This window comes from Pseudomonas sp. DW-iso17, assembly GCF_058725345.1.
In genome coordinates this window covers 52196-75701 of record NZ_JBZXEA010000003.1, presented here as the reverse complement: position 1 = coordinate 75701, position 23506 = coordinate 52196, and the positions used below count along the sequence as shown (strand labels likewise).

At 59.6% G+C, this 23506-nt stretch carries 29 protein-coding genes and 1 tRNA gene; 12 read left to right on the top strand and 18 right to left on the bottom strand.

Annotation, left to right across the window (positions count from 1 at the left end; all coding sequences use genetic code 11):
- The first annotated feature begins 65 nt into the window (after positions 1 to 65).
- Positions 66 to 278, top strand: coding sequence for a cold-shock protein (locus tag AC4PS6_RS02785; RefSeq protein ID WP_003192493.1), 213 nt, complete (start codon positions 66 to 68; stop codon positions 276 to 278).
- Between the two features lie 67 nt (positions 279 to 345).
- Here AC4PS6_RS02785 and AC4PS6_RS02780 read toward each other — a convergent pair whose 3' ends face one another.
- Entirely contained in the window at positions 346 to 666 is a 321-nt protein-coding gene (locus AC4PS6_RS02780; protein WP_003192494.1) for an I78 family peptidase inhibitor, read from the bottom strand.
- A 144-nt stretch (positions 667 to 810) separates the two neighbouring features.
- The gene (locus AC4PS6_RS02775) at positions 811 to 1116 is read right to left on the bottom strand and encodes a hypothetical protein (protein ID WP_014719123.1); all 306 of its coding nucleotides are present in this window, start codon (positions 1114 to 1116) and stop codon (positions 811 to 813) included.
- Between the two features lie 156 nt (positions 1117 to 1272).
- Between AC4PS6_RS02775 and AC4PS6_RS02770 the strand changes: the two genes are divergently transcribed.
- The gene (locus AC4PS6_RS02770) at positions 1273 to 1479 is read left to right on the top strand and encodes a hypothetical protein (RefSeq protein ID WP_014719124.1); all 207 of its coding nucleotides are present in this window, start codon (positions 1273 to 1275) and stop codon (positions 1477 to 1479) included.
- Positions 1480 to 1508: 29 nt separating this feature from the next.
- Here the strand turns inward: AC4PS6_RS02770 and AC4PS6_RS02765 are convergent, their stop codons facing one another.
- The 7 genes from AC4PS6_RS02765 to AC4PS6_RS02735 are packed head-to-tail and all read right to left on the bottom strand — an operon-like array spanning position 1509 to position 8477.
- Entirely contained in the window at positions 1509 to 2537 is a 1029-nt protein-coding gene (locus tag AC4PS6_RS02765; protein ID WP_019820906.1) for a nucleoside hydrolase, read from the bottom strand.
- A 27-nt stretch (positions 2538 to 2564) separates the two neighbouring features.
- Entirely contained in the window at positions 2565 to 2969 is a 405-nt protein-coding gene (rbsD, locus tag AC4PS6_RS02760; RefSeq protein WP_019820905.1) for a D-ribose pyranase, read from the bottom strand.
- A complete protein-coding gene (gene rbsK / locus AC4PS6_RS02755; protein ID WP_103451632.1) occupies positions 2966 to 3883 on the bottom strand; it encodes a ribokinase in 918 nt (305 codons plus the stop codon). Before rbsK ends, rbsD begins: the two co-directional genes overlap by 4 nt.
- 23 nt (positions 3884 to 3906) lie before the next feature.
- Complete coding sequence (locus tag AC4PS6_RS02750; RefSeq protein WP_014719128.1) at positions 3907 to 4929, bottom strand: LacI family DNA-binding transcriptional regulator; 1023 nt, start codon at positions 4927 to 4929, stop codon at positions 3907 to 3909.
- Between the two features lie 3 nt (positions 4930 to 4932).
- Positions 4933 to 5910 (bottom strand): ABC transporter permease, encoded by a 978-nt coding sequence (locus AC4PS6_RS02745; protein ID WP_003192502.1) that lies wholly within the window; start codon positions 5908 to 5910, stop codon positions 4933 to 4935.
- Complete coding sequence (locus AC4PS6_RS02740; RefSeq protein WP_019820902.1) at positions 5907 to 7460, bottom strand: sugar ABC transporter ATP-binding protein; 1554 nt, start codon at positions 7458 to 7460, stop codon at positions 5907 to 5909. Before AC4PS6_RS02740 ends, AC4PS6_RS02745 begins: the two co-directional genes overlap by 4 nt.
- Positions 7461 to 7517: 57 nt before the next feature.
- Positions 7518 to 8477, bottom strand: coding sequence for a sugar ABC transporter substrate-binding protein (locus tag AC4PS6_RS02735; RefSeq protein ID WP_014719130.1), 960 nt, complete (start codon positions 8475 to 8477; stop codon positions 7518 to 7520).
- Positions 8478 to 9042: 565 nt separating this feature from the next.
- Between AC4PS6_RS02735 and AC4PS6_RS02730 the strand changes: the two genes are divergently transcribed.
- The 3 genes from AC4PS6_RS02730 (at position 9043) to AC4PS6_RS02720 (ending at position 11268) form a co-directional block, all read left to right on the top strand.
- Positions 9043 to 10131 carry an asparaginase gene (locus AC4PS6_RS02730; protein ID WP_019820900.1) on the top strand — a complete coding sequence of 363 codons (1089 nt, stop codon included), beginning with the start codon at positions 9043 to 9045 and terminating at the stop codon, positions 10129 to 10131.
- Between the two features lie 191 nt (positions 10132 to 10322).
- On the top strand, positions 10323 to 10574 hold the full coding sequence (locus AC4PS6_RS02725) for a DUF1654 domain-containing protein (RefSeq protein ID WP_014719132.1): 252 nt from the start codon (positions 10323 to 10325) through the stop codon (positions 10572 to 10574).
- A gap of 4 nt (positions 10575 to 10578) precedes the next feature.
- Entirely contained in the window at positions 10579 to 11268 is a 690-nt protein-coding gene (locus AC4PS6_RS02720; RefSeq protein WP_014719133.1) for an endonuclease, read from the top strand.
- 35 nt (positions 11269 to 11303) lie between these two features.
- Here the strand turns inward: AC4PS6_RS02720 and AC4PS6_RS02715 are convergent, their stop codons facing one another.
- Positions 11304 to 11669, bottom strand: coding sequence for an SPOR domain-containing protein (locus tag AC4PS6_RS02715; RefSeq protein WP_019820896.1), 366 nt, complete (start codon positions 11667 to 11669; stop codon positions 11304 to 11306).
- 264 nt (positions 11670 to 11933) lie between these two features.
- On the opposite strand from AC4PS6_RS02715, the gene csrA reads away from it, so the two are divergent.
- The 3 genes from csrA (at position 11934) to AC4PS6_RS02700 (ending at position 12994) form a co-directional block, all read left to right on the top strand.
- The gene (csrA, locus tag AC4PS6_RS02710; protein ID WP_003192511.1) at positions 11934 to 12128 is read left to right on the top strand and encodes a carbon storage regulator CsrA; all 195 of its coding nucleotides are present in this window, start codon (positions 11934 to 11936) and stop codon (positions 12126 to 12128) included.
- A gap of 210 nt (positions 12129 to 12338) precedes the next feature.
- Positions 12339 to 12599 carry a hypothetical protein gene (locus tag AC4PS6_RS02705; RefSeq protein WP_014719135.1) on the top strand — a complete coding sequence of 87 codons (261 nt, stop codon included), beginning with the start codon at positions 12339 to 12341 and terminating at the stop codon, positions 12597 to 12599.
- 98 nt (positions 12600 to 12697) lie between these two features.
- A complete protein-coding gene (locus AC4PS6_RS02700; RefSeq protein WP_014719136.1) occupies positions 12698 to 12994 on the top strand; it encodes a DUF1652 domain-containing protein in 297 nt (98 codons plus the stop codon).
- Here AC4PS6_RS02700 and AC4PS6_RS02695 read toward each other — a convergent pair.
- Positions 12956 to 13660 carry an HAD family hydrolase gene (locus tag AC4PS6_RS02695; protein ID WP_336827386.1) on the bottom strand — a complete coding sequence of 235 codons (705 nt, stop codon included), beginning with the start codon at positions 13658 to 13660 and terminating at the stop codon, positions 12956 to 12958. The two genes, AC4PS6_RS02700 and AC4PS6_RS02695, sit on opposite strands and share 39 nt — an antisense overlap.
- A 184-nt stretch (positions 13661 to 13844) precedes the next feature.
- On the opposite strand from AC4PS6_RS02695, the gene AC4PS6_RS02690 reads away from it, so the two are divergent.
- Genes AC4PS6_RS02690 through AC4PS6_RS02680 form a run of 3 tightly spaced genes read left to right on the top strand, consistent with a single transcriptional unit; the run spans position 13845 to position 16216 of the window.
- Complete coding sequence (locus tag AC4PS6_RS02690) at positions 13845 to 14105, top strand: DUF2790 domain-containing protein (RefSeq protein WP_020300939.1); 261 nt, start codon at positions 13845 to 13847, stop codon at positions 14103 to 14105.
- Between the two features lie 42 nt (positions 14106 to 14147).
- Complete coding sequence (locus tag AC4PS6_RS02685; protein WP_003192516.1) at positions 14148 to 14819, top strand: heavy metal response regulator transcription factor; 672 nt, start codon at positions 14148 to 14150, stop codon at positions 14817 to 14819.
- Positions 14816 to 16216, top strand: a complete 1401-nt coding sequence (locus AC4PS6_RS02680; protein WP_020300940.1) for a heavy metal sensor histidine kinase — start codon at positions 14816 to 14818, stop codon at positions 16214 to 16216. The genes AC4PS6_RS02685 and AC4PS6_RS02680 overlap by 4 nt, the downstream gene beginning before the upstream one ends.
- 12 nt (positions 16217 to 16228) lie before the next feature.
- Here AC4PS6_RS02680 and AC4PS6_RS02675 read toward each other — a convergent pair whose 3' ends face one another.
- From AC4PS6_RS02675 to AC4PS6_RS02655, 5 genes are all read right to left on the bottom strand, one after another.
- Positions 16229 to 16720 (bottom strand): anti-virulence regulator CigR family protein, encoded by a 492-nt coding sequence (locus tag AC4PS6_RS02675; RefSeq protein ID WP_014719140.1) that lies wholly within the window; start codon positions 16718 to 16720, stop codon positions 16229 to 16231.
- A gap of 64 nt (positions 16721 to 16784) precedes the next feature.
- Positions 16785 to 17414, bottom strand: a complete 630-nt coding sequence (gene pcp, locus AC4PS6_RS02670) for a pyroglutamyl-peptidase I (protein ID WP_073842558.1) — start codon at positions 17412 to 17414, stop codon at positions 16785 to 16787.
- A gap of 7 nt (positions 17415 to 17421) precedes the next feature.
- A complete protein-coding gene (locus AC4PS6_RS02665; protein ID WP_056785791.1) occupies positions 17422 to 18372 on the bottom strand; it encodes a DUF979 domain-containing protein in 951 nt (316 codons plus the stop codon).
- On the bottom strand, positions 18369 to 19085 hold the full coding sequence (locus AC4PS6_RS02660) for a DUF969 domain-containing protein (RefSeq protein ID WP_014719143.1): 717 nt from the start codon (positions 19083 to 19085) through the stop codon (positions 18369 to 18371). The genes AC4PS6_RS02665 and AC4PS6_RS02660 overlap by 4 nt, the downstream gene beginning before the upstream one ends.
- Positions 19086 to 19708: 623 nt before the next feature.
- Positions 19709 to 19785, bottom strand: a tRNA-Val gene (locus AC4PS6_RS02655).
- Between the two features lie 184 nt (positions 19786 to 19969).
- Here AC4PS6_RS02655 and AC4PS6_RS02650 point away from each other — a divergent pair.
- Positions 19970 to 21253: an NAD(P)/FAD-dependent oxidoreductase gene (locus AC4PS6_RS02650; RefSeq protein WP_336827385.1), complete on the top strand. Its 1284-nt coding sequence runs from the start codon at positions 19970 to 19972 to the stop codon at positions 21251 to 21253.
- 42 nt (positions 21254 to 21295) lie between these two features.
- Here the strand turns inward: AC4PS6_RS02650 and AC4PS6_RS02645 are convergent, their stop codons facing one another.
- Positions 21296 to 22267, bottom strand: coding sequence for an XdhC family protein (locus AC4PS6_RS02645; protein WP_198833328.1), 972 nt, complete (start codon positions 22265 to 22267; stop codon positions 21296 to 21298).
- 1 nt (position 22268) lies between these two features.
- Positions 22269 to 23504, bottom strand: coding sequence for a c-type cytochrome (locus AC4PS6_RS02640; RefSeq protein WP_032903797.1), 1236 nt, complete (start codon positions 23502 to 23504; stop codon positions 22269 to 22271).
- Positions 23505 to 23506 lie beyond the last annotated feature (2 nt).

Sequence of the window (23506 nt, the reverse complement as noted above, 5' to 3'; positions counted from 1 at the left end):
CAGTGTGCCCAGTTGGCCTGAGCAGCACAGCACTACTGAAAATATATGTTTCTTGGAGATACACCATGTCTAATCGCCAAACCGGCACCGTTAAATGGTTCAACGATGAAAAAGGCTTCGGCTTCATCACTCCTACAGGTGGCGGTGACGACTTGTTCGTACACTTCAAAGCTATCGAAAGCGACGGTTTCAAAAGCCTGAAAGAAGGCCAAACCGTTTCCTTCGTGGCTGAGAAAGGCCAAAAGGGTATGCAAGCTGCACAGGTTCGCGGCGAGTAATTCTCCGCTGAGCTAAAAAAACCCCGTCCATGTGACGGGGTTTTTTATGGGTGATGCAAAAGCCGTATCAGCCGCAGTTAACCCGGTTGATCACCAGATTGTTGTCGGTGTTCAGGTTCAAGCGGTCGGAGCGATATTCCAGCGTGATCATGTCATTGGGCTTGAGAATGCGTGCATTCTGCGCGCCGGCACGTGTGCGAGCTTGCTCCAGCAACTGGGGCGAGGCCTTCTGGCCGATGGCGAACTCTGCAGCCTTCGACTCACAGCGGCTATGACCGGCATCGGTCGCAGTGGCAGCTTTGCCTGGCTCAGAGGCACCCGGGGTGCTGCAACCCGCCAACGCGAGCGCAGCCAACAAAGTACCGAATGATGCGAGCTTCCAAGGCATGAAGCCTCCTATGATAAAAAGTGGAGAGAGATCGTGCGACATCAGTCAAAGCGATTGGTTTCAAGACGTTAACCGCTTGTGGGCAAGTCTGCCTGACTCACTGCTGGCAAGCGCCCTGTCAATCGTGACTAGATATGAACGCACTTAGTAGATGTCGATATAGTCTGACGTCGCTGTAGGCCAATTCTGCTTCAGCGCGTTAAAAATCTGCATGACCCACACTTCATCACTGGCCGCCACGAGGCCGACATAACCGGAACCCTTGGCCCAGGTCTCCAGGCGAAACAGCAGGCCACCGATATCAGCCCCACCGACTACGCCGGAAGAAATGTAGGCAACGCCTGCCTTGCTCACCCGCAGCTGGGTATGTTCGTCGTCACTGGCGCTGCCAAGCAGTTGGCGCACGGCCTCCAGCGTCAGGTTGTCGGGGTTGCTCAAATCGATTTGCACGCGGTGTTTCCGGGCCATTTAACAGGCCGACAGTGTCGCACAGCCGCTGCTTCATGCCTAAGTAGCAGTGCCAAATGCCGTACAAAATGCTTAACTGCGCCCATCTGGAACGGCGTTCCAGTGCACTACCCCGCATTTTCAGCCCGTGAGATTTCCATGACCACCGTAACGCTTCAAGCCGACATCAAAGCCAAGTGGCCCCAAGGGCAAAGTTCCTACAGCCCCGGAAGCCCGGAAGAACTGGCGATCATTGGTATCGATCTGTTGGTCAAGGAACTGGGCACCCAGGCGGCGCAAGCGTTCATCGGCCAGATATTCGAGAAATACCCGGCCGACTACAGGGGCGCCCAAGAGCGCGATTAGAACCGGGCGACGAGTGCCGCCCCGCTAACTTACTTCAGACGCGCCAGGCGCTCGGTCAACAGATCGAAGAAGCCCTGGGCGTCGCCATTCTCAACCCAGAACACATTCTTTGGCTGCTTGAGCCCATCGTACCAATCGACGATGGTCTGGCCGAAGGTCGGGCCTTCGCGGCTGTCGACTACCATATTGGCCTCACGACCGCTGAACAGCGAAGGCTTGAGCAGGTACGCCACCACGGTAGCGTCATGGACCGGGCCACCCGGAATGCCGTAGTGCTCCATATCGCCTTTGACGTACTCATTCAGAATACTGCTGACGACCTTGCTCGCGTTGTTGTTCAGGTCCGCAATCTTCTTCAGGCGGGCGTCGCTGGTGAGGACTTTATGGGTTACGTCCAACGGCAGGTAGGTCAACTTCACACCGCTTTTGAGCACGATCTCCGCCGCCACCGGATCGGCGAACAGGTTGAACTCAGCCACTGGGGTGATATTGCCGCCATTGAAGTGGGCGCCGCCCATCACGACCACTTCCTTGATGCCCTGGGTGATTTCGGGCGCTTGAGTCAGTGCCAGTGCCAGGTTGGTCTGCGGGCCGAGCATGGCGATGGTGATGCTGTGCGGCTTGGCGCTGCTCAGGGTGTTGATCAGATAGTCGACCGCATTGCCTTCGGCCAGACCTTTTTTCGGTTCATGCACCGTGACGCCCGAGATGCCTTCCTTGCCATGAATATTCTCGGCGTAGATCGGTTTGCGCAGCAGCGGCGCTGGCGCACCGGCGTACACCGGGATATCCTCGCGCCCTGCCCACTCGCGCGCCAGGCGTGCGTTGCGGGAGGTCTTGTCCAGGCGCACATTGCCGGCGACGGTGGTCAGCGCACGAATGCTCAACTCCTGCGGCGAGGCCATGGCGAACAGCAAGGCCACCACGTCATCGGCACCCGGGTCGGTATCGATGATCAGGTCGATTTTTTCCGCCGCTTGGGCGCTTGCAGCAGTGAGCGCGGACAAAAGCAGAACACTCCGGAACAGGTTTTTCAGGGTAGGTAGACCACGTTGCATAAAGCACTCCTTGTCATTGGGGGGACGCTAGAACGTTACGCCGGACACCAGCGCGATATTGCAGTACGGCTGGCATTCGCCAGTGCGCACCACGGCGCGGGCATTGCGGCTCAATTGCTTGAATTGGTCATGGCTGAGCAGGCGGCGCTCACCCAGTGCAGCCTGCTCTGTGAGCGCATTTAGCGCGGTCAGCGCGGGCGGTTGCTTCAGCAGGATCTCTTCTGCCAGCACATGGCTTTCCACCTGCATTTCGCTAAGCACGATGCGCAAGGTGCTGATGAAGTCAGGGATGCCCTGAGTCAGTGCCAGGTCGATCAGTTCGACGCCGGGAGGCACCGGCAGGCCGGCATCGCCGATGACCAGGATGTCGCCGTGACCCAGGGACGCGATCACGCGCGACAGGGCGATATTCAGCAAAGGTGTCTTTTTCATGCGGGCACAAAACCTTGTACGTCGTGCAGCGTAGGAATGGAAGGCTGAGCGCCGGCGCGGGTCACTGACAATGCCGCCGCCACCTGGCCAAAACGGATCGCCCGGGCTTCGCTCTGGCCCGCGGCCAGCGCGGCGGCAAAGCCACCGACAAAGGTATCGCCAGCAGCGGTGGTATCCACCGCCTTGACCTTCGGCGCCACCAAGTGCTCAAAGCTCTTGCCGTCGGCAAACAGCGCGCCTTGGGCGCCAAGGGTGATGATGACCTTACCGGCGCCCGCCTGGATCAGCGCGATCGCGGCGACCTTGGCACTCTCGAGGGAGTCGACCGTCACGCCACTCAGAGCGCTGGCCTCGCTTTCATTGGGGATCAGATAATCGATCGAGGCATACCAATCAGCGGGCAACGGCCCGCTTGCCGGGGCCGGGTTGAGAATGACCGTCTTGCCCAGTTCGCGCCCCCGCCGGAGCGCATACCCAACAGTCTCCATCGGCACCTCAAGCTGGCAGATGATCACGTCTGCCGCCTGCAGCACAGCGTCGCACGTTCGCAGCGACGCAGGCGTCAGCTCACCGTTGCTGCCGGCCACAATGACAATGGCGTTCTGGCTGCTGTCATCGACCACGATCAATGCCACACCGCTGGAGCCGTCCACCGTGCTGACGGCCTGGCAATCGATCCCTTCCACCAACAGCGCATCGCGCAATTGGCTGCCATAGGCGTCGGTACCGATGCATCCCACCATGGCGACACTCGCCCCCAGGCGTGCCGAGGCGACGGCCTGGTTGGCGCCCTTGCCGCCGGGCACAGTGGAGAACGTCTGGCCGATCAGGGTTTCACCGGCACGCGGCAAGCGACTGGCGCGAGTGACCAGGTCCATGTTCAAGCTGCCTATTACCACTACTTTTGCTGGCATACATCAGTACTCATCAATTCGGTTCAGCGGTATTGGGCGAACACATCAGCCAATGGCGCAGTCGACTCACGCAAAACAATACTGGGCGTCACGATACGTTGATCGATCGGCAGTTGGGGTGTTGCTATTCGTTGCAGTAACAATTCGGCCGCAGTCTCGCCCAATTGCAGGATCGACTGGCCGACCGTCGTCAGCGCGGGGTAGACGTAGCGCCCCATCTGGATGTCATCGAAACCGATGACCGACAGCTCGCCCGGCACCCGCACATTGCGCTCGGCGGCGGCGCGCAGCACGCCAAAACCAATCATATCGTTGCTGGCGAAAATCGCGCTGGGCGGGTGTTGCGATAATAACTCTACGGCTGCGGCATACCCGCCCGTGCTGGTGAAATCGCTTTCCAGGGTACGACTGGCCAACACCTCGATGCCCGCCTCGCGCAATGCACGCTGGTAACCCGCCAGGCGCATCTGCGCCACGCGGGTATGCCCAGGGCCGCCGATACAGGCGATGTCCCGGTGCCCCAGTTCAAGCAGGTGCCGGGTCGCCAGGTAAGCGCCCTCTTCGTGATCGATGCGCACCAGGTCCACATCAATCCCATCCAGCGCCCGGTCGACAATCACCATGGGCGTGCGCACTGCACTCAAGCCCGCGGCAAGGCCACTGTCATCGCCGCCCACGGATGTCACGATCAAGCCGTCGACGCGCTTTTCCAGCAACACGCGCAAGTAACTGCGCTGTTTCTCTGCGTCGTCATCCGAGTTGCAGAGGATCACGCAATAGCCATTACGCTCGCAGTAATCCTCGATACCCCGAGCCAGTTCGGCAAAATACGGGTTGAGGCTATTGGGCACCAGCAGGCCGATGGTGGCCGTGGTCTTGGCCTTGAGCGAGCGTGCGACGGCACTGGGCACGTAGTCCAACTGCTTGATCGCCGCCTCGACCTTGATGCGTACCGGCTCGCTGACTGGGCGCGTCTTGTTCACCACATGGGACACGGTGGTGTAGGAAATACCTGCAAGCGCTGCCACATCCTTGATCGTTGCCATGGTTCAGCCCCGCCGACTGGCGCGCTGGCTGCGGTAAGTATCGAGGACCACGGCAATCACGATCACGGCGCCGGTAATGATACGTTTAGTCGGTTCCGTCGCGCCGATCTGTGCCAGCCCGGCGGCCAAGACCGAAATAATCAACACCCCGAAGAACGTACTGATGACCGAGCCACGCCCGCCCATCAGGCTGGTGCCGCCGATCACCACGGCGGCGATCACTTGCAGCTCCAGGCCCGAACCGGCATTCGGGTCCGCCGCTTCCAGGCGCGAAATCTGGAACAGCGCCGCCACACCGGCCAGCAGGCCCATCAGGCTGAACACCAGAATCTTGTATGGCTTGGGGTTAATACCCGCCAGGCGCACCGCTTCTTCGTTGGTACCGATGCCGATCAGGTAACGCCCGAACACAGTACGGGTCAGCACCAACTGGGCCGCAATAATCACCAGCAGCGCAATGATGAACGACGGGGAAATACCAAAAGCAATCGGGTTGGACAGCCAGGCAAACGAGTCACCGATATAAGCGGTGCGCGAGCCCGTCATCTGGTAGGCCACGCCGCGGGCCATCTCCAGCACGCCGAGGGATACGATAAATGAGGGAATGCGCCAGGCCACCGTGATGGAACCGGTGATGGTGCCGGCCAACGCCGCGCAGCCCATGCCCAACAGGGCGGCGGGCAACACGCTCCAGCCCCAGCCCAGGATCGCCACGCTGACTGCCGAGGCTGCCAATGCCAACACCGAGCCCACGGACAGGTCGATGCCGCCAATGATCAGGATGAAGGTCATGCCCACCGCGAGCACCATCAGGTCAGGAATCTGGTTGGCCAGGGTGCTGAAGGTGTCATAGGACAGGAAGTGATCGCTGAGCACCGAGAACAGCGCAATCATCGCCAGCAAGGCACCTGCCAGCCCCAGGTAAGTACCCAGGCCATAGAAGTTGCCGCCAGTTTTACCGGGGGAAATGCTTGTTTTCATGGGGTATTCCTAGGCGCGGCTTCGTTGAGCAGCGCATCACGTTTCTGATAGCCGGCAAAGGCGGCGGCGAGCAATTCGTCCTGGGTCCAGCTGTCACGCTCGAAGGTCTCGATCAGCCGCCCGGCGGACAACACACCGATGCGGTCACAGATCAGCATCAGCTCACGCAGGTCACTGGACACCACTACCAGCGCTTTGCCCTGACGGGTCAACTCACCGAGCAAAGCGTAGATGTCGAACTTGGCACCGACGTCGATACCACGGGTGGGCTCATCGAACAGCATCACCGCGCAATCGCGCTCCAGCCAGCGGCCAATCACCACCTTCTGCTGGTTACCACCCGACAGCTCGGACACCAGTTGCGTCGGGCTGGAACTGCGGATACGCATGGCGTCGATCTGGCGCTTGGCCAGAGCGGTTTCGTTGCGACTGTTGACGACGCCACCGCCGGAAATTTCCGGCATGTTGCCCAGGGCGATGTTGGCGCTGATGGATTGGGTCAGCAGCAGGCCCTCACCCTTGCGGTCTTCGGTGATCAAGGCAATACCATGACCGACCGCGTCCACCGGCGAGCGAATGCTCACCACCTTGGCCGGCGAACCCAAGGCCACGGTGCCGCTGTCGGCCGGATCGGCGCCGAAGATCAGGCGCAGCAACTCGGTGCGGCCGGCGCCGATCAGGCCGGAAATGCCATAGATTTCACCGGCGCGCACTTCAAAGGACACATCGCGGACCTTGTCCGAACGGGTCAGGCCCTTCACCGTCAAGGCCGGGCCTCCGATGGTGCGCGGGCCCAAATCGATGTGTTCACCCAGTTCGCGACCGACCATCAAGGTCACCAACTGCTCACTGTTGTAATTGGCCATCGGCTCGACGCAGACCAGCTTGCCGTCGCGCAATACCGCAATGCGCTGGGCGACACGGGCCAACTCTTCGAGCCGGTGAGAAATATAAATGATCGCCACGCCTCGAGCCTGCAGGCGCGTGATTTGTTCGAACAGCATCTCGACTTCACGAGCAGTAAGCATCGCCGTGGGCTCGTCGAGGATCAGTACATGGCAGTCGCCGATCAGGTTACGGGCGATCTCGACCATTTGCTGGTGACCGATGCCCAGGCTGCCCACCAGCGTGTCCGGGTCGATCGCGTCCAGGCCGACTTGGGCCATGGCTTCGATCGCGGCTTTGCGCAGTTGTTTGCGGCTGATCCAGCCACAGCGGCTCGGCAGGTTATCCAGGAATAGGTTCTCAGCCACGGTCAGCGTCGGCAGCAGGTTGAGTTCCTGCATGACCATGCGCACGCCCAAGGCTTCGGCCTGGGTGCGGCTGGCGGGGCGGTAATCCTGACCATTGAATTGCATGTGCCCGGTAGTGGGCGTGACCAAGCCACCGATGATCTTCGACAAGGTGCTTTTGCCTGCGCCGTTCTCACCGGTCAGCGCCAACACTTCCCCGCGATTGAGCGTCAGGGTGATGTCGGACAGAACCGGTTGGGCATAGGTCTTACCGATACCGCTGACCGAGAGGACAGCGTTCGGGGCGGAAGATGACATAGGAAAATCTCCAGGCGCCCGCTCAGGACGAGCAGGCGCTGTTGGGTACTGCCAGGATTACTGCTTGATGACGAGCTCGACCGGGGTTTCGATCACGCCATCTTTGGCATCGACTTTCTCACCCTTGACCAGCTTCAGCGCGTTCTGGATACCAAACACGGCTTGCTGGGCAGCGGCCTGGTCAGCGGTGGCCAACACACGACCGTCCTTGAGCATTGGTTTGATCGCGTCAATGTTGTCATAACCCACAACCAGCACCTTGCCGGCCTTGCCTGCCGCACGCACGGCGGAAACAGCGCCCAGGGCCATGTTGTCGTTACCGGCCAACAGCGCCTTGATATCCGGTGTTTCGCTCAGCATCGCTGCCGCGATCTTGTTGCCTTGGTCGATTTCCCAGTTACCGGATTGGGTGGAAACAATCTTCATGCCTGCCGCGTCCATCGCATCCTTGAAGCCTGCGGTGCGCTGCTGGGCATTGGTGGTAGTGGGTACGCCCTCGATGATGCCGACCTTGTCACCGGCGGCCAGTTGCTTGGCCAGGTAGTCGCCCACCAGCTTGGAGCCTTTGCGGTTATCCGGGCCTACGAACGGGATATTGAGGTTTTTGCTTTTGAGTACTTCCGGGTCCAGGCGGTTGTCGATGTTGACGACTTTGATACCGGCATCGGAAGCTTTCTTCAGCACACTGGCGAGTGCCTTGGAGTCGGCGGGAGCGATGACAAGCGCATCGACCTTGGCGTTGATCATTTCGTTGACAATGGCGATCTGCGCGCTGGTATCGGTTTCGTTCTTGATGCCGTTGGAGATCAACTTGAATTCTGTTGGGTGCGCTTTCTGGTAGTCCTTCGCACCGTCGGTCATGGTGACGAAAAACTCATTGGCAAGGGACTTCATGACCAAACCCACGGTAGGCGTTTTGGCAGCGTCATCGGCAAATGCAGAAGAGAGAGGCAAAGCGGCGGATGCGGCAGCAAGCACAGCAACAGCAAGAAGACGTCCAGCAAATGGCAGCTTCATGGGTTCACTCCGATCTTATGATTATTGTGAGCAACGCTTGCACCGAAGACCCCTTCGGCAGCCCTCCCACTTGGGCGGCTGATACGAGCTGTCACGATGTGCCAAGGGCGCAGTGAAACATCTCGCAAACGTTTGCGTTGAGTAAACTATGAGAACCTTGTCGAGATTTGTCAACGGTAGCAGCAAGGCTTTCACGGACGCCCTCCACGCCCTCCCTTCAGCTATCGGCCGCTGATACGTTTAAGCAAGCTCGCCCTCTCTGACCTTCGCTGAAACGACAGCCTGGGTGGCGAATGATCATGAAGGGTGCCCGGACAAATCGTGAACGCTTTTCGGACAACCGAACACCACAGCCCTTCTCGTTCGGAAAGCCGGACAGCACCGACCCCCACCAAACTGAAATCTTGCTTTAAGTTGTTTTAAATCAATAAGTTAATTTAAAAAAACCAACATACTCAGCCTGGTACAAATCCTGCTCTTTCTCAGCACCTCGCGGCGTTCAGAACCGCCCGGGTGTTCTAGATGAACCTGCTACAGCACTCATCAAAAACCAGAGAGAAAAATAATGAAATCTGCATTGAAGAACGTTATTCCGGGCGCCCTGGCCCTTCTGCTGCTGTTCCCCGTTGCCGCCCAGGCAAAGGAAGTTGAAAGCAAGACCAAACTGTCCAACGTGGTCATCCTCGCCACCGGCGGCACCATCGCTGGCGCCGGCGCCAGCGCGGCCAACAGCGCCACCTACCAGGCAGCCAAAGTCGGCATCGAACAACTGATCGCCGGCGTTCCTGAGCTTAGCCAGATCGCCAATGTTCGCGGCGAACAAGTAATGCAAATTGCGTCGGAAAGCATCAATAACGAAAACCTGCTGCAACTGGGTCGCCGTGTCGCCGAATTGGCCGACAGCAAGGACGTGGATGGCATCGTGATCACCCACGGCACCGACACCCTTGAAGAAACCGCCTACTTCCTGAACCTTGTGGAAAAAACCGACAAGCCTATCGTGGTCGTCGGCTCCATGCGCCCAGGCACCGCGATGTCGGCAGACGGCATGCTCAACCTGTACAACGCCGTTGCGGTCGCAGGCAGCAAGGAAGCCCGCGGCAAAGGCGTGCTGGTGACCATGAACGACGAGATCCAATCGGGTCGCGACGTCAGCAAGATGATCAACATCAAAACCGAAGCCTTCAAGAGCCCATGGGGGCCAATGGGCATGGTCGTTGAAGGCAAATCCTACTGGTTCCGCCTGCCGGCCAAGCGTCACACCATGGATTCTGAGTTCGACATCAAGACCATCAAAAGCCTGCCTGACGTTGAAATTGCCTACGGCTACGGCAACGTGAGCGACACCGCTTACAAAGCATTGGCCCAAGCGGGCGCCAAAGCGATCATTCACGCCGGTACCGGCAATGGCTCGGTATCGTCCAAGGTCGTTCCAGCATTGGTGGAATTGCGCAAGCAAGGCGTGCAGATCATTCGTTCTTCCCACGTCAACGCCGGTGGCATGGTTCTGCGTAACGCCGAACAGCCAGACGACAAATACGACTGGGTCGCCGCCCTTGACCTGAACCCGCAGAAAGCCCGCATCCTCGCCATGGTCGCACTGACCAAGACCCAGGACAGCAAGGAACTGCAACGGATCTTCTGGGAATACTGATCCCTGCTGATTCACCTGTAGATGCTTTTGTGGCGAGGGAGCTTGCTCCCTCGCCATATTCAACCCCTCTCCCCCCGCACCTCAACAAACTTCCTGATTCGCTGTCAGACGAACTTCTTGAAATTTAAGCAGTTGCGAAATTTCCTACAGTTAAATACTGTATGTGCGTACAGCCAATTAAGGAATGTTCTGTGGCAAAGCCCTCTTCCGCAGCCCCTGCATCGCCTGACGCCTACCAGCGCCTGGCTATCCGCGTGCAAAAAATCATCAATTCGACCAACGCCCAAAAAGCCAAGGCAGCGTTGATCTTCCGTTTACCCGATGAACCGGAGACCGATTGGCAACGTTTACTGGAAGAGATTTCGGAAAACGACAACGTCACCCTCGCCTATCGAGATGACGGTGGCGTGCAGATTTTCTGGGTTGTGCCGAAGGAAGATTGATTCAATGAGTGCCCGTTTTATTGCTGTGTGCTGTCTGTTTTTAACCGTCACCGCCAACGCCCAAGCCCCTCGAACCTTCAGCGAAGCCAAGAAAATCGCCTGGAAGCTCTACGCGCCGCAATCCACCGAATTTTATTGCGGCTGCAAATACACCGGTAACCGGGTCAACCTAAAAGCCTGCGGTTACATCCCCCGCAAAAACGCCAACCGCGCCGCGCGCATTGAGTGGGAACACATCGTACCGGCCTGGCAAATCGGGCATCTGCGCCAATGCTGGCAAAATGGCGGGCGAAAAAACTGCACGCGCCATGATGAGGTGTTCAAGCGCGCCGAGGCAGACCTGCACAACCTGGTGCCGAGCATCGGCGAAGTGAATGGCGACCGTAACAACTTCAGCTTTGGCTGGCTGCCGGTGCAAAGCGGGCAGTATGGCTCATGCCTGACCCAGGTGGACTTCAAGGCAAAGAAAGTCATGCCGCGCCCGTCCATTCGCGGAATGATCGCACGTACGTATTTTTATATGAGCAAGCAATACGGCCTACGCCTGTCGAAGCAGGACCGGCAATTGTATGAAGCCTGGAACAAGACCTATCCGGTGCAAACCTGGGAGCGCCAGCGCAACCAGACCGTGGCTTGCGTGATGGGGCGCGGCAATGAGTTCGTCGGCCCGGTCAACCTGAAGGCCTGCGGCTGAACGTGGGCGGGGCTGCCCGCCCACCTGGCCTGCTGCTACTGCGCAGCCTTGTGTTCGATGATCTCCGACACGGTGTCGTTTTTCTTGGCCCGTGCCATTTTTTCGTTTAGCAGCGCCTGCTTGGCTTCGGCCTCGGCTTTGGTCGCGAACGGCCCCAATAGCACCTCATCCTTGCCGTCGACTTTGACGATATAGAAATTGAAGCCGTGTTCCAGCAACCAGGCGGTCAGGTCGGTGATCGCCTGCAGCTTGTGGTCCGGCGGGCCGACCCGTATATCCCACTCCTGAGCGGCAATCGCACCGGTTTGCGGCAGGCTTTCGGTCACGGCAGGCTTGGCCTTGGGGGCATCGACCGACTTACCTTCACCGCATCCGGCCAACGCCAACACCACAATTGCCATCGCTACTTTACGCACTGCCCTGCTCCTTTGAGGATCAAAGAGGCAACTTTACCATTCACTGTCTATTCTGGCCGTCATAAACGTTGGCTTAAACAATGCGAATCATGTATCGCGACCTGTATGATACCGCCATGGGAATTAATGTCGCCTCTATGCGTCCTAGAAAGAGGCAGTCACAGGGAAGCGCTTCGCAGTAAGCTACACACATCCGACACCTACCCTGTCTGAAACATGTGTCCTTAAAAGTAATTCAAGGAGAAGTCCATGCTTATACTCACCCGCAAAGTCGGTGAAAGCATAAACATCGGTGATGACATTACGATCACCATCCTGGGCGTTAGCGGCCAGCAAGTACGAATCGGCATCAACGCCCCTAAGGATGTTGCCGTGCATCGCGAGGAGATTTACCAGCGTATCCAGGCCGGCCTGACTGCACCCGATAAAAACCAGACGCCTTGAAACGCCTCCAGTAGCCAGCCTTTTCGTTCACTGTAACGGCTGGCGAAAACCCAATTGGCCTGCTCGCGTTTCCCCGCGTGACCAGCGCGCCTTGAGCTTTCCCTTCGCTGCAAGATGAAACTGTCAGGGTATCCGGAACTTGTCGCGCTATTGGCAGCCCAATTTCTGACACTTTATCCTGCCATCCGAGTGCATTTCAGGAACACGTCGATGAGGCCAGCCGCGTCGCAATCCCTTGTTTCCAGATCCTGGATGATTGCCCTGTTGATAGGGCTGACCTTCGTGGCACTCGGGTGTGGCCTGAGAATGGAAGTTGAAGGGGCCGATCCCGACACCCATTCCTGGGTGGATCTGGCGCTTCTACTCTGTGGCTACCTGCTTGTGTTCTGCCTCAAGCCCATCCAGAAGGTGATCTTGCGCAAGCTGTGTCAGCGCGCCGCTCATCGCGCCCATGAAAAAGCCGCACGCTGAGGGAGTTTAGCGGTTATCGGATCGCCGGTATTTACACCGCCGCACCACCACCTATCATTGGGCTTGCGTTGCGCAGCTAATCAAAGGTGCAAAAGCAGATGGACACCCTCAACAAATCCCAAATCGAAAAAGCCTTGGCAGAACGCCTGCCGAGCTACAGGGTTGAGTGCACGCTGCATGCCGACGGCACCCTGTCAGCCGTGCTCAGCGGCCCAGAGACCGATCACTTCGCGATTACCGGCATCGTGCGTGCGCACTATCACGGTACAGAGGCCATCAACCAGCTCGCCACCGAGATACTCAGGGAAATGGTGATGTCGCGCCAAGGCATGAAAAACAGCCGGTTGCAGGCCCTATCAGACTCCCTCGACTGCCTGGAAGGCCGAGACCGGTAACGGACTTAAGGACAGCAAGCCATCAGCCCCACGCTCGGCTTTCAACGCACTATATTCCTCGATGCAAGCATGGGCAGTCACCATCGGCGCCATGTGTGTCGAGGTCACCACCATGATATCCGCCCCCGCCGCTTCCCCAGCCTGAATGCCCACTGTGGCGTCCTCGAACACCAGGCAGTCTTGCACCGGCACGCCCAGGCGCTGGGCACCCAGCACATAACAGGCCGGATCGGGCTTGCCCGTCTTTACATCTTCGGCTGTCACCAGTACCGCCGGCACCGGAATGCCCGCCGCTTGCAGCCGGCGCACGGCCAACGCTTTTGGCGCAGAGGTGACCAACGCCCATTGATCGACGGGCAGGCTGGCCAAAAACGCCACCGCGCCGGGAACTGCCACGATGCCTTCGACATCGTCCAGCTCAGCCTCGGTGATCCATTGGGCTTCTACCTGTGGATCGACACCCGGCAACGCCTGGCGGGTGATCGTATCAATCGCGCGGGCACCATGAATGGTGTGCAGGAGCGCTTCCACATCCAAGCCATGCCGTGCAGCCCAGATGCCCCACACGCGCTCCGCAGCCGCAATGGAGTTGAGCAGGGTCCCGTCCATATCGAACAGAAAGGCGCGGTAACGCCGGGTAAATACGTTTGGAGTTGGGCTGGACACTGCACGGCTTCCTCATGGGCTGGGCCCCTGCAATCTACGGATCACCTTGACGCTTGTAAACGCCGAGATCTGGCCCGTCAGTTCCGAGGCAAAAATGACGAACTTGTCATGATCCTGTTGGTTGGCTGTTGGGGTCGCCTGGTTACCGTGAGCTCACTACCCACCCGGAACGTGAGACACCACCATGAAACTGATTGCCTTGGGCTTCGCCGCTTTGCTCGCCACTGGCTCGGTATTCGCTGCCGATACCGCCCCCGCCACCAACGTGATCCACGACAAAACCGGCTTCTTCGTGCACCTGGATGTCGCCAAGGTGCTGTCGAGCACCGACACCTACGGCCAATGCGGGGTTGTGCCGGCGCAACTGCGCTACCTGGACCACCAAGACCGCGAACATGTGCTGGATTACCAAGTCCAGGGCACCGGTTGCGCCAATGACAATTGATCGGGCTACACTGGCGCAACTTATTGAAGCAGAGCACTTCCCATGAACATCCTTGTAGTCGAAGACGAACCCAAGGCCGGCAATTATCTGCTCAATGGCCTGCAGGAACTGGGGCATTGTGTGAGCCTGGCCCGCGATGGCGTGGACGGTTTGCACCAGGCCCTTGAAACGCCCTTCGACGTGATCGTACTCGACGTGATGATGCCGAAAATGGATGGCTGGGAAGTGCTGCGTCGCCTGCGCAAAGAGGCCGATACGCCGGTGCTGTTCCTCACCGCCCGCGATGACATCGCCGACCGCATCAAAGGCCTTGAACTGGGTGCCGATGACTACCTGATCAAGCCCTTTTCGTTCGCCGAACTGGTGGCGCGCCTGCGTACCCTCAACCGTCGTGGCCCGAGCCGGGATGAAGAGCAACTGCACATCGCCGACCTGCACATTGACGTACTCAAACGTCGGGTCACCCGCGCCGGCACGCGCATTACCCTGACCAACAAAGAGTTCGCCCTTCTGCACCTGTTTGCCACGCACCAGGACCAAGTGCTGTCCCGCTCGCTGATTGCTTCGCGGGTATGGGACATGAACTTCGACAGCGACACTAATGTGGTGGATGTCGCCGTGCGCCGCCTGCGCCTGAAAATCGACGACCCGTTCCAGCTCAAGCTGATCCACAGCGTGCGGGGCATTGGCTACCGCTTCGATACCCAGCCATGAGCCGCCAGCACCCTTACTCCCTGACCCTGCGCCTGGCATTGATCTTCGCCCTGCTCGCCTTCGCCCTGCTGGCAACCCTGGGCGTGGCGCTGTACCGGGAGCTGGAGCGCGAACTGATCCGCCGCGATGACGCCGCGCTGATATCGCGAGTGGATCAGTTGCGCAACCTGCTTAACGACAGCAATACCTTGGACTTGATCAAGACCAAGCCAGAGCTGTTCCAGAACATGTTGGGCAACCGCGAATCGGTGCTGAGTATCGCCGCACCCGGCCAGCAGCCGCTGCTGCTGGTAAACCCGGGAAATATTGAGTTGCCGTCGATCCAGCCGCTGCCCAAGGATCACCGGCTCATATTGAGCGACGTGCAACATTTGCCAGGCCTGAACGGCATTCCCTTCTCGCTGGTGGCCGTGGACATCGACTCCGGCGACCTGGGCAGCTTGCAAATCACCAGCGGCCGCCTGATGACCGAGCGCACCGCCGTGCTCGCCAGTTATCGACTCAGCGTCTACATCCAGGCGAGTATCGCCGCGATCATCCTGGCGCTGGTGGGTTACCTGCTGGTTCATCGCGGCTTGCTGCCGTTGCGCCGCCTGGCCCGGCATGCCCAAGGGATCGGCGTCAGCAACCTGGCCGAACGCCTCGACAGCCAAGGCGCGCCGAAAGAATTGCTGCCCATGATCGACTCGTTCAACACCATGCTTGAGCGCCTGGCCAAAGGCTTTGTACAACTGGGCCAAGTGTCCACCGATATGGCCCACGAACTGCGCACCCCGATCAACAACCTGCTCGGCGAAACCCAGGTGGCCCTGCAGCAGCAGCGCAGCATCGAGAGCTACCAGCAACTGCTGGCCTCCAATGTCGAAGAGCTGGAACGCCTGGCGCGAATGCTCGACAACATGCTGTTCCTGGCCCGCACCGACCCCGCCAGCGCACTGCGCCAACGCCAGGCGCTGGACGCGGCGGATGAAGTGGAACGCATCGCGGATTACTTCGAGGGGCTGGCCGGTGATGTGGACATGCACATCACGGCCTTGGGCGAAGGGGTGATCTGGGCTGAACCAATGCTGCTGCGCCGTGCCTTGGCCAACCTGTGTGCCAACGCCATCAAGTATGGCGCGCCGGGCTCGGAGCTGAGTATCCAGGCAGTGCCGGATGGCGCGGGCATCAACCTGAAAGTCAGCAACCAAGGCCAGACGATCCCGGCTGAGCACCTGCCGCGGCTGTTCGAACGGTTCTACCGGGTCGATGAATCCCGCGAGCGGTCATCCCAGTCCAACGGCCTGGGACTCTCGATCGTGGCGACCATCATGCAGCTGCATAACGGGCGGTACCGTGTAAGCAGTGAAGATGGCGTGACCTGTTTTGAGTTGTTTTTCCCCGGCCGTGAAGCCTGAGGGCGCTGCACCTCAATCAAACGCACCGTTCAGAACTTCGTAGATGATACCGGTCGCAATGGCCACCAATATCAAGTCGGTTCCCGCTTGCTGCCATTCGTAACCATCATAACGAGGCAACTGCCCCAGCAAGCGGCCGTCCAGCTTCTTGGCGATACCAGGCGGCAGGGGCTTGCCGCGTGCCAGGTTTTTCTGAATGCCAGGCGGTAAGGCTGGCCCTGGGCGCCAATAATCGCGGTGACCGCCCAGCACGTTCAGTACAAGACCGCGATCAACGCTGAAGTCATTTCTGGATTGGCCGCCCTTGTCTTTGGCCTTACCCGGCCCGCCCTGGGCATTACCTTTGTTATTACCGTGACCTTTGCCGTTGTCCTGCCCACCATAGGCATCACCCTTGTTATTGCCTTGGCCTTTGCCATTACCTGGATCTGCAAGGGCAAGGCCACTGGTGACGGACAGTGCAAGCGACAACGCAGCCGATACAAGTTTCGTACGCTTTAACATGGCGACTTTCCGAGGCAAGGGTGTGCTGGAACTGTAGTTGAAATTGCAACACAGCGTACAGCTGTCAGCTGATCTGGCCACCGGCAAGGACGACATCCGCCTGGGTTTGCCAGGCTGCCAGCGCCGCAACCCGCAGCCCTTCCACGGTTGTCGATAGCACCATCGACGGCTCGCTCGATCCGGGCAAGCCGGGAACGTGAATAAACCCACTGCGCACCCCAGTCCCCACCAAGGCGTGCTGCAAACGATAAAACACCTGGTTGCACACAAACGTCCCCGCCGTCTGCGATACCGAGGCCGCAATACCCGCCTCACGCACCGCCTTGACCATGCCCTTGATCGGCAACGTCGAGAAGTACGCCGCCGGGCCGCCCTCCACCACTGAGGTATCAATTGGCTGAGCGCCCAGATTGTCGGGAATACGCGCATCGTTAACGTTGATCGCAACGCGCTCGATGGAAATATCACTGCGCCCAGGCCCCAGGCCTGTGGCGATGACCATTGCCGGCTGCAGTTCGTTGATCAACTGCAGCAAGGTCTCGGCCGCGGTGGCAAATGCGCAGGGCAAGCAACGCGCAACTATCTTCACGCCCTCGCTCAACGGCACACCGTCCAACTGGCGCACGGCCTCCCAAGAAGGGTTTACCGCCGCCTTATCAAAGGGCTCGAAGCCCGTCAGCAATACGTTTTGCACAATGACCTCACATCAACAGGTAAAGCAGCACGATATTGACCACCAGCATCATCAGCGCCGTGGGTATCTGGGCCTTGATCACCGCATTTTTGTCCGGCAGTTCCAGTAGCGCCGCCGGTACGATATTGAAGTTGGCCGCCATGGGCGTCATCAACGTACCGCAATAGCCCGAGAACATACCAATGGCCGCCATCACCGCAGGGTTGCCACCGTAAATCCCCACCAGCACCGGCACGCCGACGCCACCGGTCATCACCGGAAAGGCCGCAAAACCATTGCCCATGATCACGGTAAACAAGGCCATGCCCAACACATAGACCATCACCGCCACCAACTTGTAGTCCAGGTTGATGTAGGTGGTGGTGACATGAGCGACCGCCGTGCCCACCCCGGCCTCATTGAACAACAGCCCGAGCATCGCCAGCATTTGCGGAAGCACCATGGCCCAGCCCAGGGCTTCGGTCAGGCGACGGGATTCGCGCAACGCTTGCACCGGCGTATCCCGGGTCAGCCAGCAGGCCAGGCCAAGGGCGATCAGGCAACCGATGCCCAGGGAGACGAAGGTGGTGTTCTTCGGGTCCAGCAGCGGTACACCACCGATTTCGGTGTGTTTGAGCAACACTGAGCCAATCACCGTGGTCAGCGGAATCGCCAACGCCGGGATGAACAGTTTGTGGCCCAGGCGCCCGGCACTGGCGCGGGACGCCTTGTCGTGCAATTCGGCATGCTGGCCACGACCAACGCCGCCCAAGCCCGCAATCAATGCCATCACCACCACACCCACTCCGATGACCACCGAAGGCAAGCGCTCGCCTATAAGGAACGGTACGGCGAACAACAACCAGAACAGCGCACTGGACCAGCGCTTGGGGTGGGAACGGTCGAGCAGGATCATGCCGGCGGTGATCAGCAACAGCACGCCCGCCAGCCAGTACAGGTATTGAATGGAAATAATCATTGAGCAGCCTCCACTGGAGCGGTGGCCGAGCTCATTTCGCGGGTCAAGCGCCGGTCGAAACGATGCAACCGGATAGCGTGAATGATGAAGGCGCAGATCGCCGTCGGGATGCCCCACACCGCAATGTGCAGCGGCTCCACATCAATCCCCGAGCCAAGCAGGAAGGTGTGCATCAACGCAATCGCACCAAAGGCCACGAAGATGTCCTCACCAAAGAACAACCCGACGTTGTCGGTGGCAGCGCACATGGCCAGTACCTTGTGGCGTAGCTTGTCAGGCAGCTTGCCATAACGTTTTTCTGCGGCGCCCTCGGCCATCGGCGCCAGCAGCGGCCGCACCATCTGCGGATGCCCACCCAGGCTCGTCAACCCCATGGCCGCCGTGGACTCACGCACAAACAGATAAATGATCAGCAAGCGCCCGACCGTGGCGCGTTCGAAGCGTGCAATCCAGTTCTGCGCATGCAGGCGCAGGCCATGGCGTTCCAGCAGGCCAATCACCGCCAGCGGCAATAACAGAATCAGTTGCAAGGCACGGGTCTGAAGGAAGCCATCGCCCATGGTGGCGAGAATTTTTTCCAGCGGGAACTGGGCGGCAAGCCCGGTGGCGATGGCGGCCGCGGTGACCACCAACAGCGGATTGAAGCGCAATACAAAGCCGACCACGATGACAAGTACGCCGATCAACGGCCATAAGTTCACAACAGTTTGCATGGCGAAGAGGTCCTTTAGTGCGCGCTGCGGCGCCATAACAGCAGGATGTGGGCCGAGGGCTCACAGCTTGAAAGTGGCGTGCAATCGGCTCGGTTTTTTATTGTTGACCTGGAAGGTCGAGCGTCAGTGGCGGCAACTGTGCTGCCTGGGGACGGGGGTGTCCAACAAGAAAAATTGTTGCTGCAAACCAATAATTTTTGTGGGGGGATGGCATCGGGGGTACGGCACCATGGAGAGATTCAGCGCAGTTTTTTTGGAAAAGACGGGAGGATGAACTCGCTATGGCGTCGGCAGGGAAAATTCCTGATCTGCACCTATACTCCACGGTGCAGCTGTGTGTACTTGCAATTCATGCACGGTGTCACGCCGACAATGAGGGTTCCCGCTATGTATGCCGGACAAATGAGTAATATGGCGACCACGCTTGGCGAAATACGCTGCCAGCTGTTCGCCCAGGTAATTTGCCTGCTGGCGGTGGCGACGCTTTTCGCCTGATTGGACATACAAGCCCTGAAAGGACGCCGCCCGGCCTCTTGACTTTCCTTTGCCCAAATTTCAGGCAACAAAAAAGGGCCCACCTTTCGGTGAGCCCTTCTAGACCGCCCAGCAGAGCGGATTTTGTTTGGTAGGCGCGATTGGACTCGAACCAACGACCCCCACCATGTCAAGGTGGTGCTCTAACCAACTGAGCTACGTGCCTGCTGTGAGGCGGCATTCTACGGAATTCCGAAGGGGTGTCAACATCTTTTTTGCAGCTAACCCTATGAATATGCGAATTTTTTATTTGCGTCGGGTACACCCGTGATTTCCGGGTGGCTGGCAGGCAATTTTCAACTCAGGTAGGATCGGCGCACTCGTAAAAAATATAAAACAGAGGTTCCAGGATGGCGAACACCCCCTACCCCCAGTCGTATTACGCCGCTTCTGCGAATGAAGTCCCGCCCCGTCCTGTGCTGCAAGGTGAAGTCGAGACCGACGTGTGCGTGATCGGGGCCGGCTATACCGGGCTTTCCAGTGCGCTGTTTTTGCTGGAGAACGGCTTTCGCGTCACGGTGCTGGAAGCCGCCAAGGTGGGTTTTGGTGCCTCGGGTCGCAACGGTGGGCAGATCGTCAACAGTTACAGCCGCGATATCGACGTGATCGAGCGCAGCGTCGGGCCTCAGCAGGCGCAGTTGTTGGGGCAGATGGCGTTTGAAGGCGGCAGGATCATCCGTGAGCGCGTGGCCAAGTACCAGATCCAGTGCGACTTGAAGGACGGTGGCGTGTTCGCCGCCCTCAACAGCAAGCACATGGGCCACTTGGAGTCGCAGAAGCGTCTGTGGGAGCGCTACGGCCATACGCAACTGGAGTTGCTGGACGAGCGACGCATCCGCGAAGTGGTGGCCTGTGACAACTATGTGGGCGGCTTGCTGGACATGAGCGGCGGCCATATCCACCCGCTCAACCTGGCGCTCGGTGAAGCCGCGGCTGTGGAATCCCTGGGCGGCACGATCTATGAGCAATCGGCAGCGGTGCGCATCGAGCGCGGCGCTAATCCGGTGGTGCATACCCCCGAAGGCAAGGTCAGGGCCAAATTCATTATCGTCGCGGGGAACGCTTACCTGGGCAATCTGGTGCCGGAGCTGGCGGCCAAGTCGATGCCGTGTGGCACCCAAGTGATCACCACGGCGCCACTGGGCGATGAAGTAGCCAAGACTTTATTGCCACAAGATTACTGTGTCGAGGACTGCAACTACCTGCTCGACTACTACCGCCTCACCAGCGACAAGCGCCTGATCTTCGGCGGCGGCGTGGTGTATGGCGCACGAGACCCGGCGAATATCGAAGCGATCATCCGGCCGAAAATGCTCAAGGCATTTCCGCAACTGAAGAACGTGAAGATCGACTACGCCTGGACTGGCAATTTCCTGCTGACCCTGTCGCGTTTGCCGCAGGTCGGTCGCCTGGGTGACAACATCTATTACTCCCAGGGCTGTAGCGGCCATGGCGTGACGTACACGCACCTGGCAGGCAAAGTACTGGCAGAGGCCTTGCGGGGTCAGGCAGAGCGTTTTGATGCGTTTGCGGGTTTGCCGCATTACCCGTTCCCGGGTGGGCAAATGTTGCGCACGCCGTTTGCGGCGCTGGGGGCTTGGTACTACGGGTTGCGAGATAAATTCGGGATGTAGACACTGTAGGAGCGAGCTTGCTCGCTCCTACAGGGCTGCGCTTCAGAGCTGGTCGCGAGCAATCCCGCTGCGAATCCGCACGATATCGGCCAATACTGCCAGCGCGATTTCCGATGGCGTCCTGCTGCCCAGGTTAAGCCCGATGGGTGCGTGTATCCGCGCCAATTCAGCCTCCCCTAACCCACCGATGCGGCGCAGTCGCTCAAAGCGCTTCTGCGAGGTCTGCAACGACCCCATCACGCCAATGTAGAACGCGTCGGTACGCACCGCTTCCATCATCGCCAGATCGTCGATACGCGGGTCATGCGTCAGCGCAACCACCGCCGTATCACGGTGACAGCCGCCATCGGCAATAAACACCGACGGCAACTGGCGACGAATCTCCACGCCATTGAGCACCACGCCTTCGAGCACTTCATCGCGTGGGTCGCAGAGAATCACTTCGAACCCGAGGCCGACTGCAAACTCGGCACACGCCTGCGCCACGCTGGAGTACCCGGCCAGCAATAGACGCTGAGCCGCACCGACGCGGAGGCGCACCCGCTCACTGTCACGCTCGATGCGCGCGCCCTGCTCACAATCAGCGACCAGGCGGCGCGCCCCGCTGGCCAGGTCGACCTGGCGAATCAAGCGCCGCTGCCCGAGCAGCGCCGACTCCACTTCACGCAGGTGCGCCTGCACCTCGCAGCCAGGCTCGAACTTCTCAACCAATACTTCGAGAATGCCGCCGCAGGGCAGGCTGACCCGCGAGCGCGGATCGTCCCCTGCGCCGTAGCGCACCACGTTGACCGCATCGAGAAACGCACCGTCAGCGACGCGTTCGAGAAAGTCTTCCTCGACGCAACCACCCGACAACGACCCAATCCACTGCCCTGCGGCGTTCACCGCCAGCAACGAACCCGGCGCACGCGGCGCCGAGCCGTAGGTGGCCAGTACCGTACAGAGCCAGATGCGTTGCCCGGCCACCGACCACTCCAGCGCCCGTCGTATCACCTGCAGGTCCAGATGCTGCATGTCAGTGCGCCTTGTGCTCGATGGACGGCGCCTCAGCCTGCAACTTCTGCACATCGCTCACCGCCAGCTCCGCCGATTGCCCGCCCCAGCCTTGGCGCAGGTAATTGATCAGATCGGTGAGTTGCGCCGGGCTGAGTTTTCCAGCGAAGCCCGGCATCGGTTGCATGTGCTCGAACCCGGAGAACTTCTGCTCACCGATCCCGTCCTCGATCACCCGCACCAGGTTGCGCGGGTCTTCCAGACGCAGCGTGGTGTTGCCGCGCATCGCCACCGCGATGTGCGGCTTGCCTTCACCCCCCGCGGCATGGCAACCGGCACAGACGTTCAGGTATTCCTGGCGGCCGCGCAGAGCGCTCGGGCCGAGCTTGTCCACCGGCACTTCGACCAACGCCTTGGCTGCCGGCGGTTTATCGCCGAGCAGGAAGGTCGCCATCGCGGCCAGGTCCGTATCGCTCAGGCCCTGGGTGCTGTTGTGGAACACCGGGAACATCTCGTTGAACATCGTCCCTTGGGCGCTCATGCCGTGCTTGAGGAACGTGGCCAGGTCCTGCTCATTCCAGCCGCGCGCGGCCAGGTCCGTGGCGAGCAGGCTGGGCGCCAGATAGCCATTGAGGATGCCGCCGGTCAGGCGCTTGTCCAGCTCCATCGCACCGGGCAGGCCACGTGGCGTGTGGCATTCGCCGCAGTGGCCGAGCACTTCGACCATGTACTGGCCGCGCTTCCAGGCTTCGCTCTTGCCTTCGGCCGGTTCCAGTTTCAGCGCTTTGCCGTACAACACGTTCCAGCCCATCAAGCCCAGGCGCACGTTGAAGGGAAAGCTCAGGCTCGTGACCGGCGCTGCGCGCTTGATCGGCTCGATGGTTTTGAGGTACGCATGAATGGCGTCCGAGTCTTCACGCGGCATCAGGTGGTACGAGGTGTAGGGCATCGCCGGATACAAGTACGCACCGTCGCGACGCTTGCCTTCGGTCAACGCAGCGAAGAACTCGTCATCGCTGTACAAGCCGATGCCGTGTTCTTTGCTTGGCGTGATATTGGTGCCATAGATGGTGCCAAACGGCGAGACAATCGGCAGGCCGCCGGCAAACGGCGCACCGCCCGGTGCAGTGTGGCAGGCCATGCAGTCAGCGGCGCGGGCGAGGTATTCGCCGCGCTTGGCTTGATCATCAGCGTGGGCAAACAATACCGGCGCGGCCAGGCCGACCGCCAAGGCCAGGCGGGTCAGAAAAAGCTTCATGC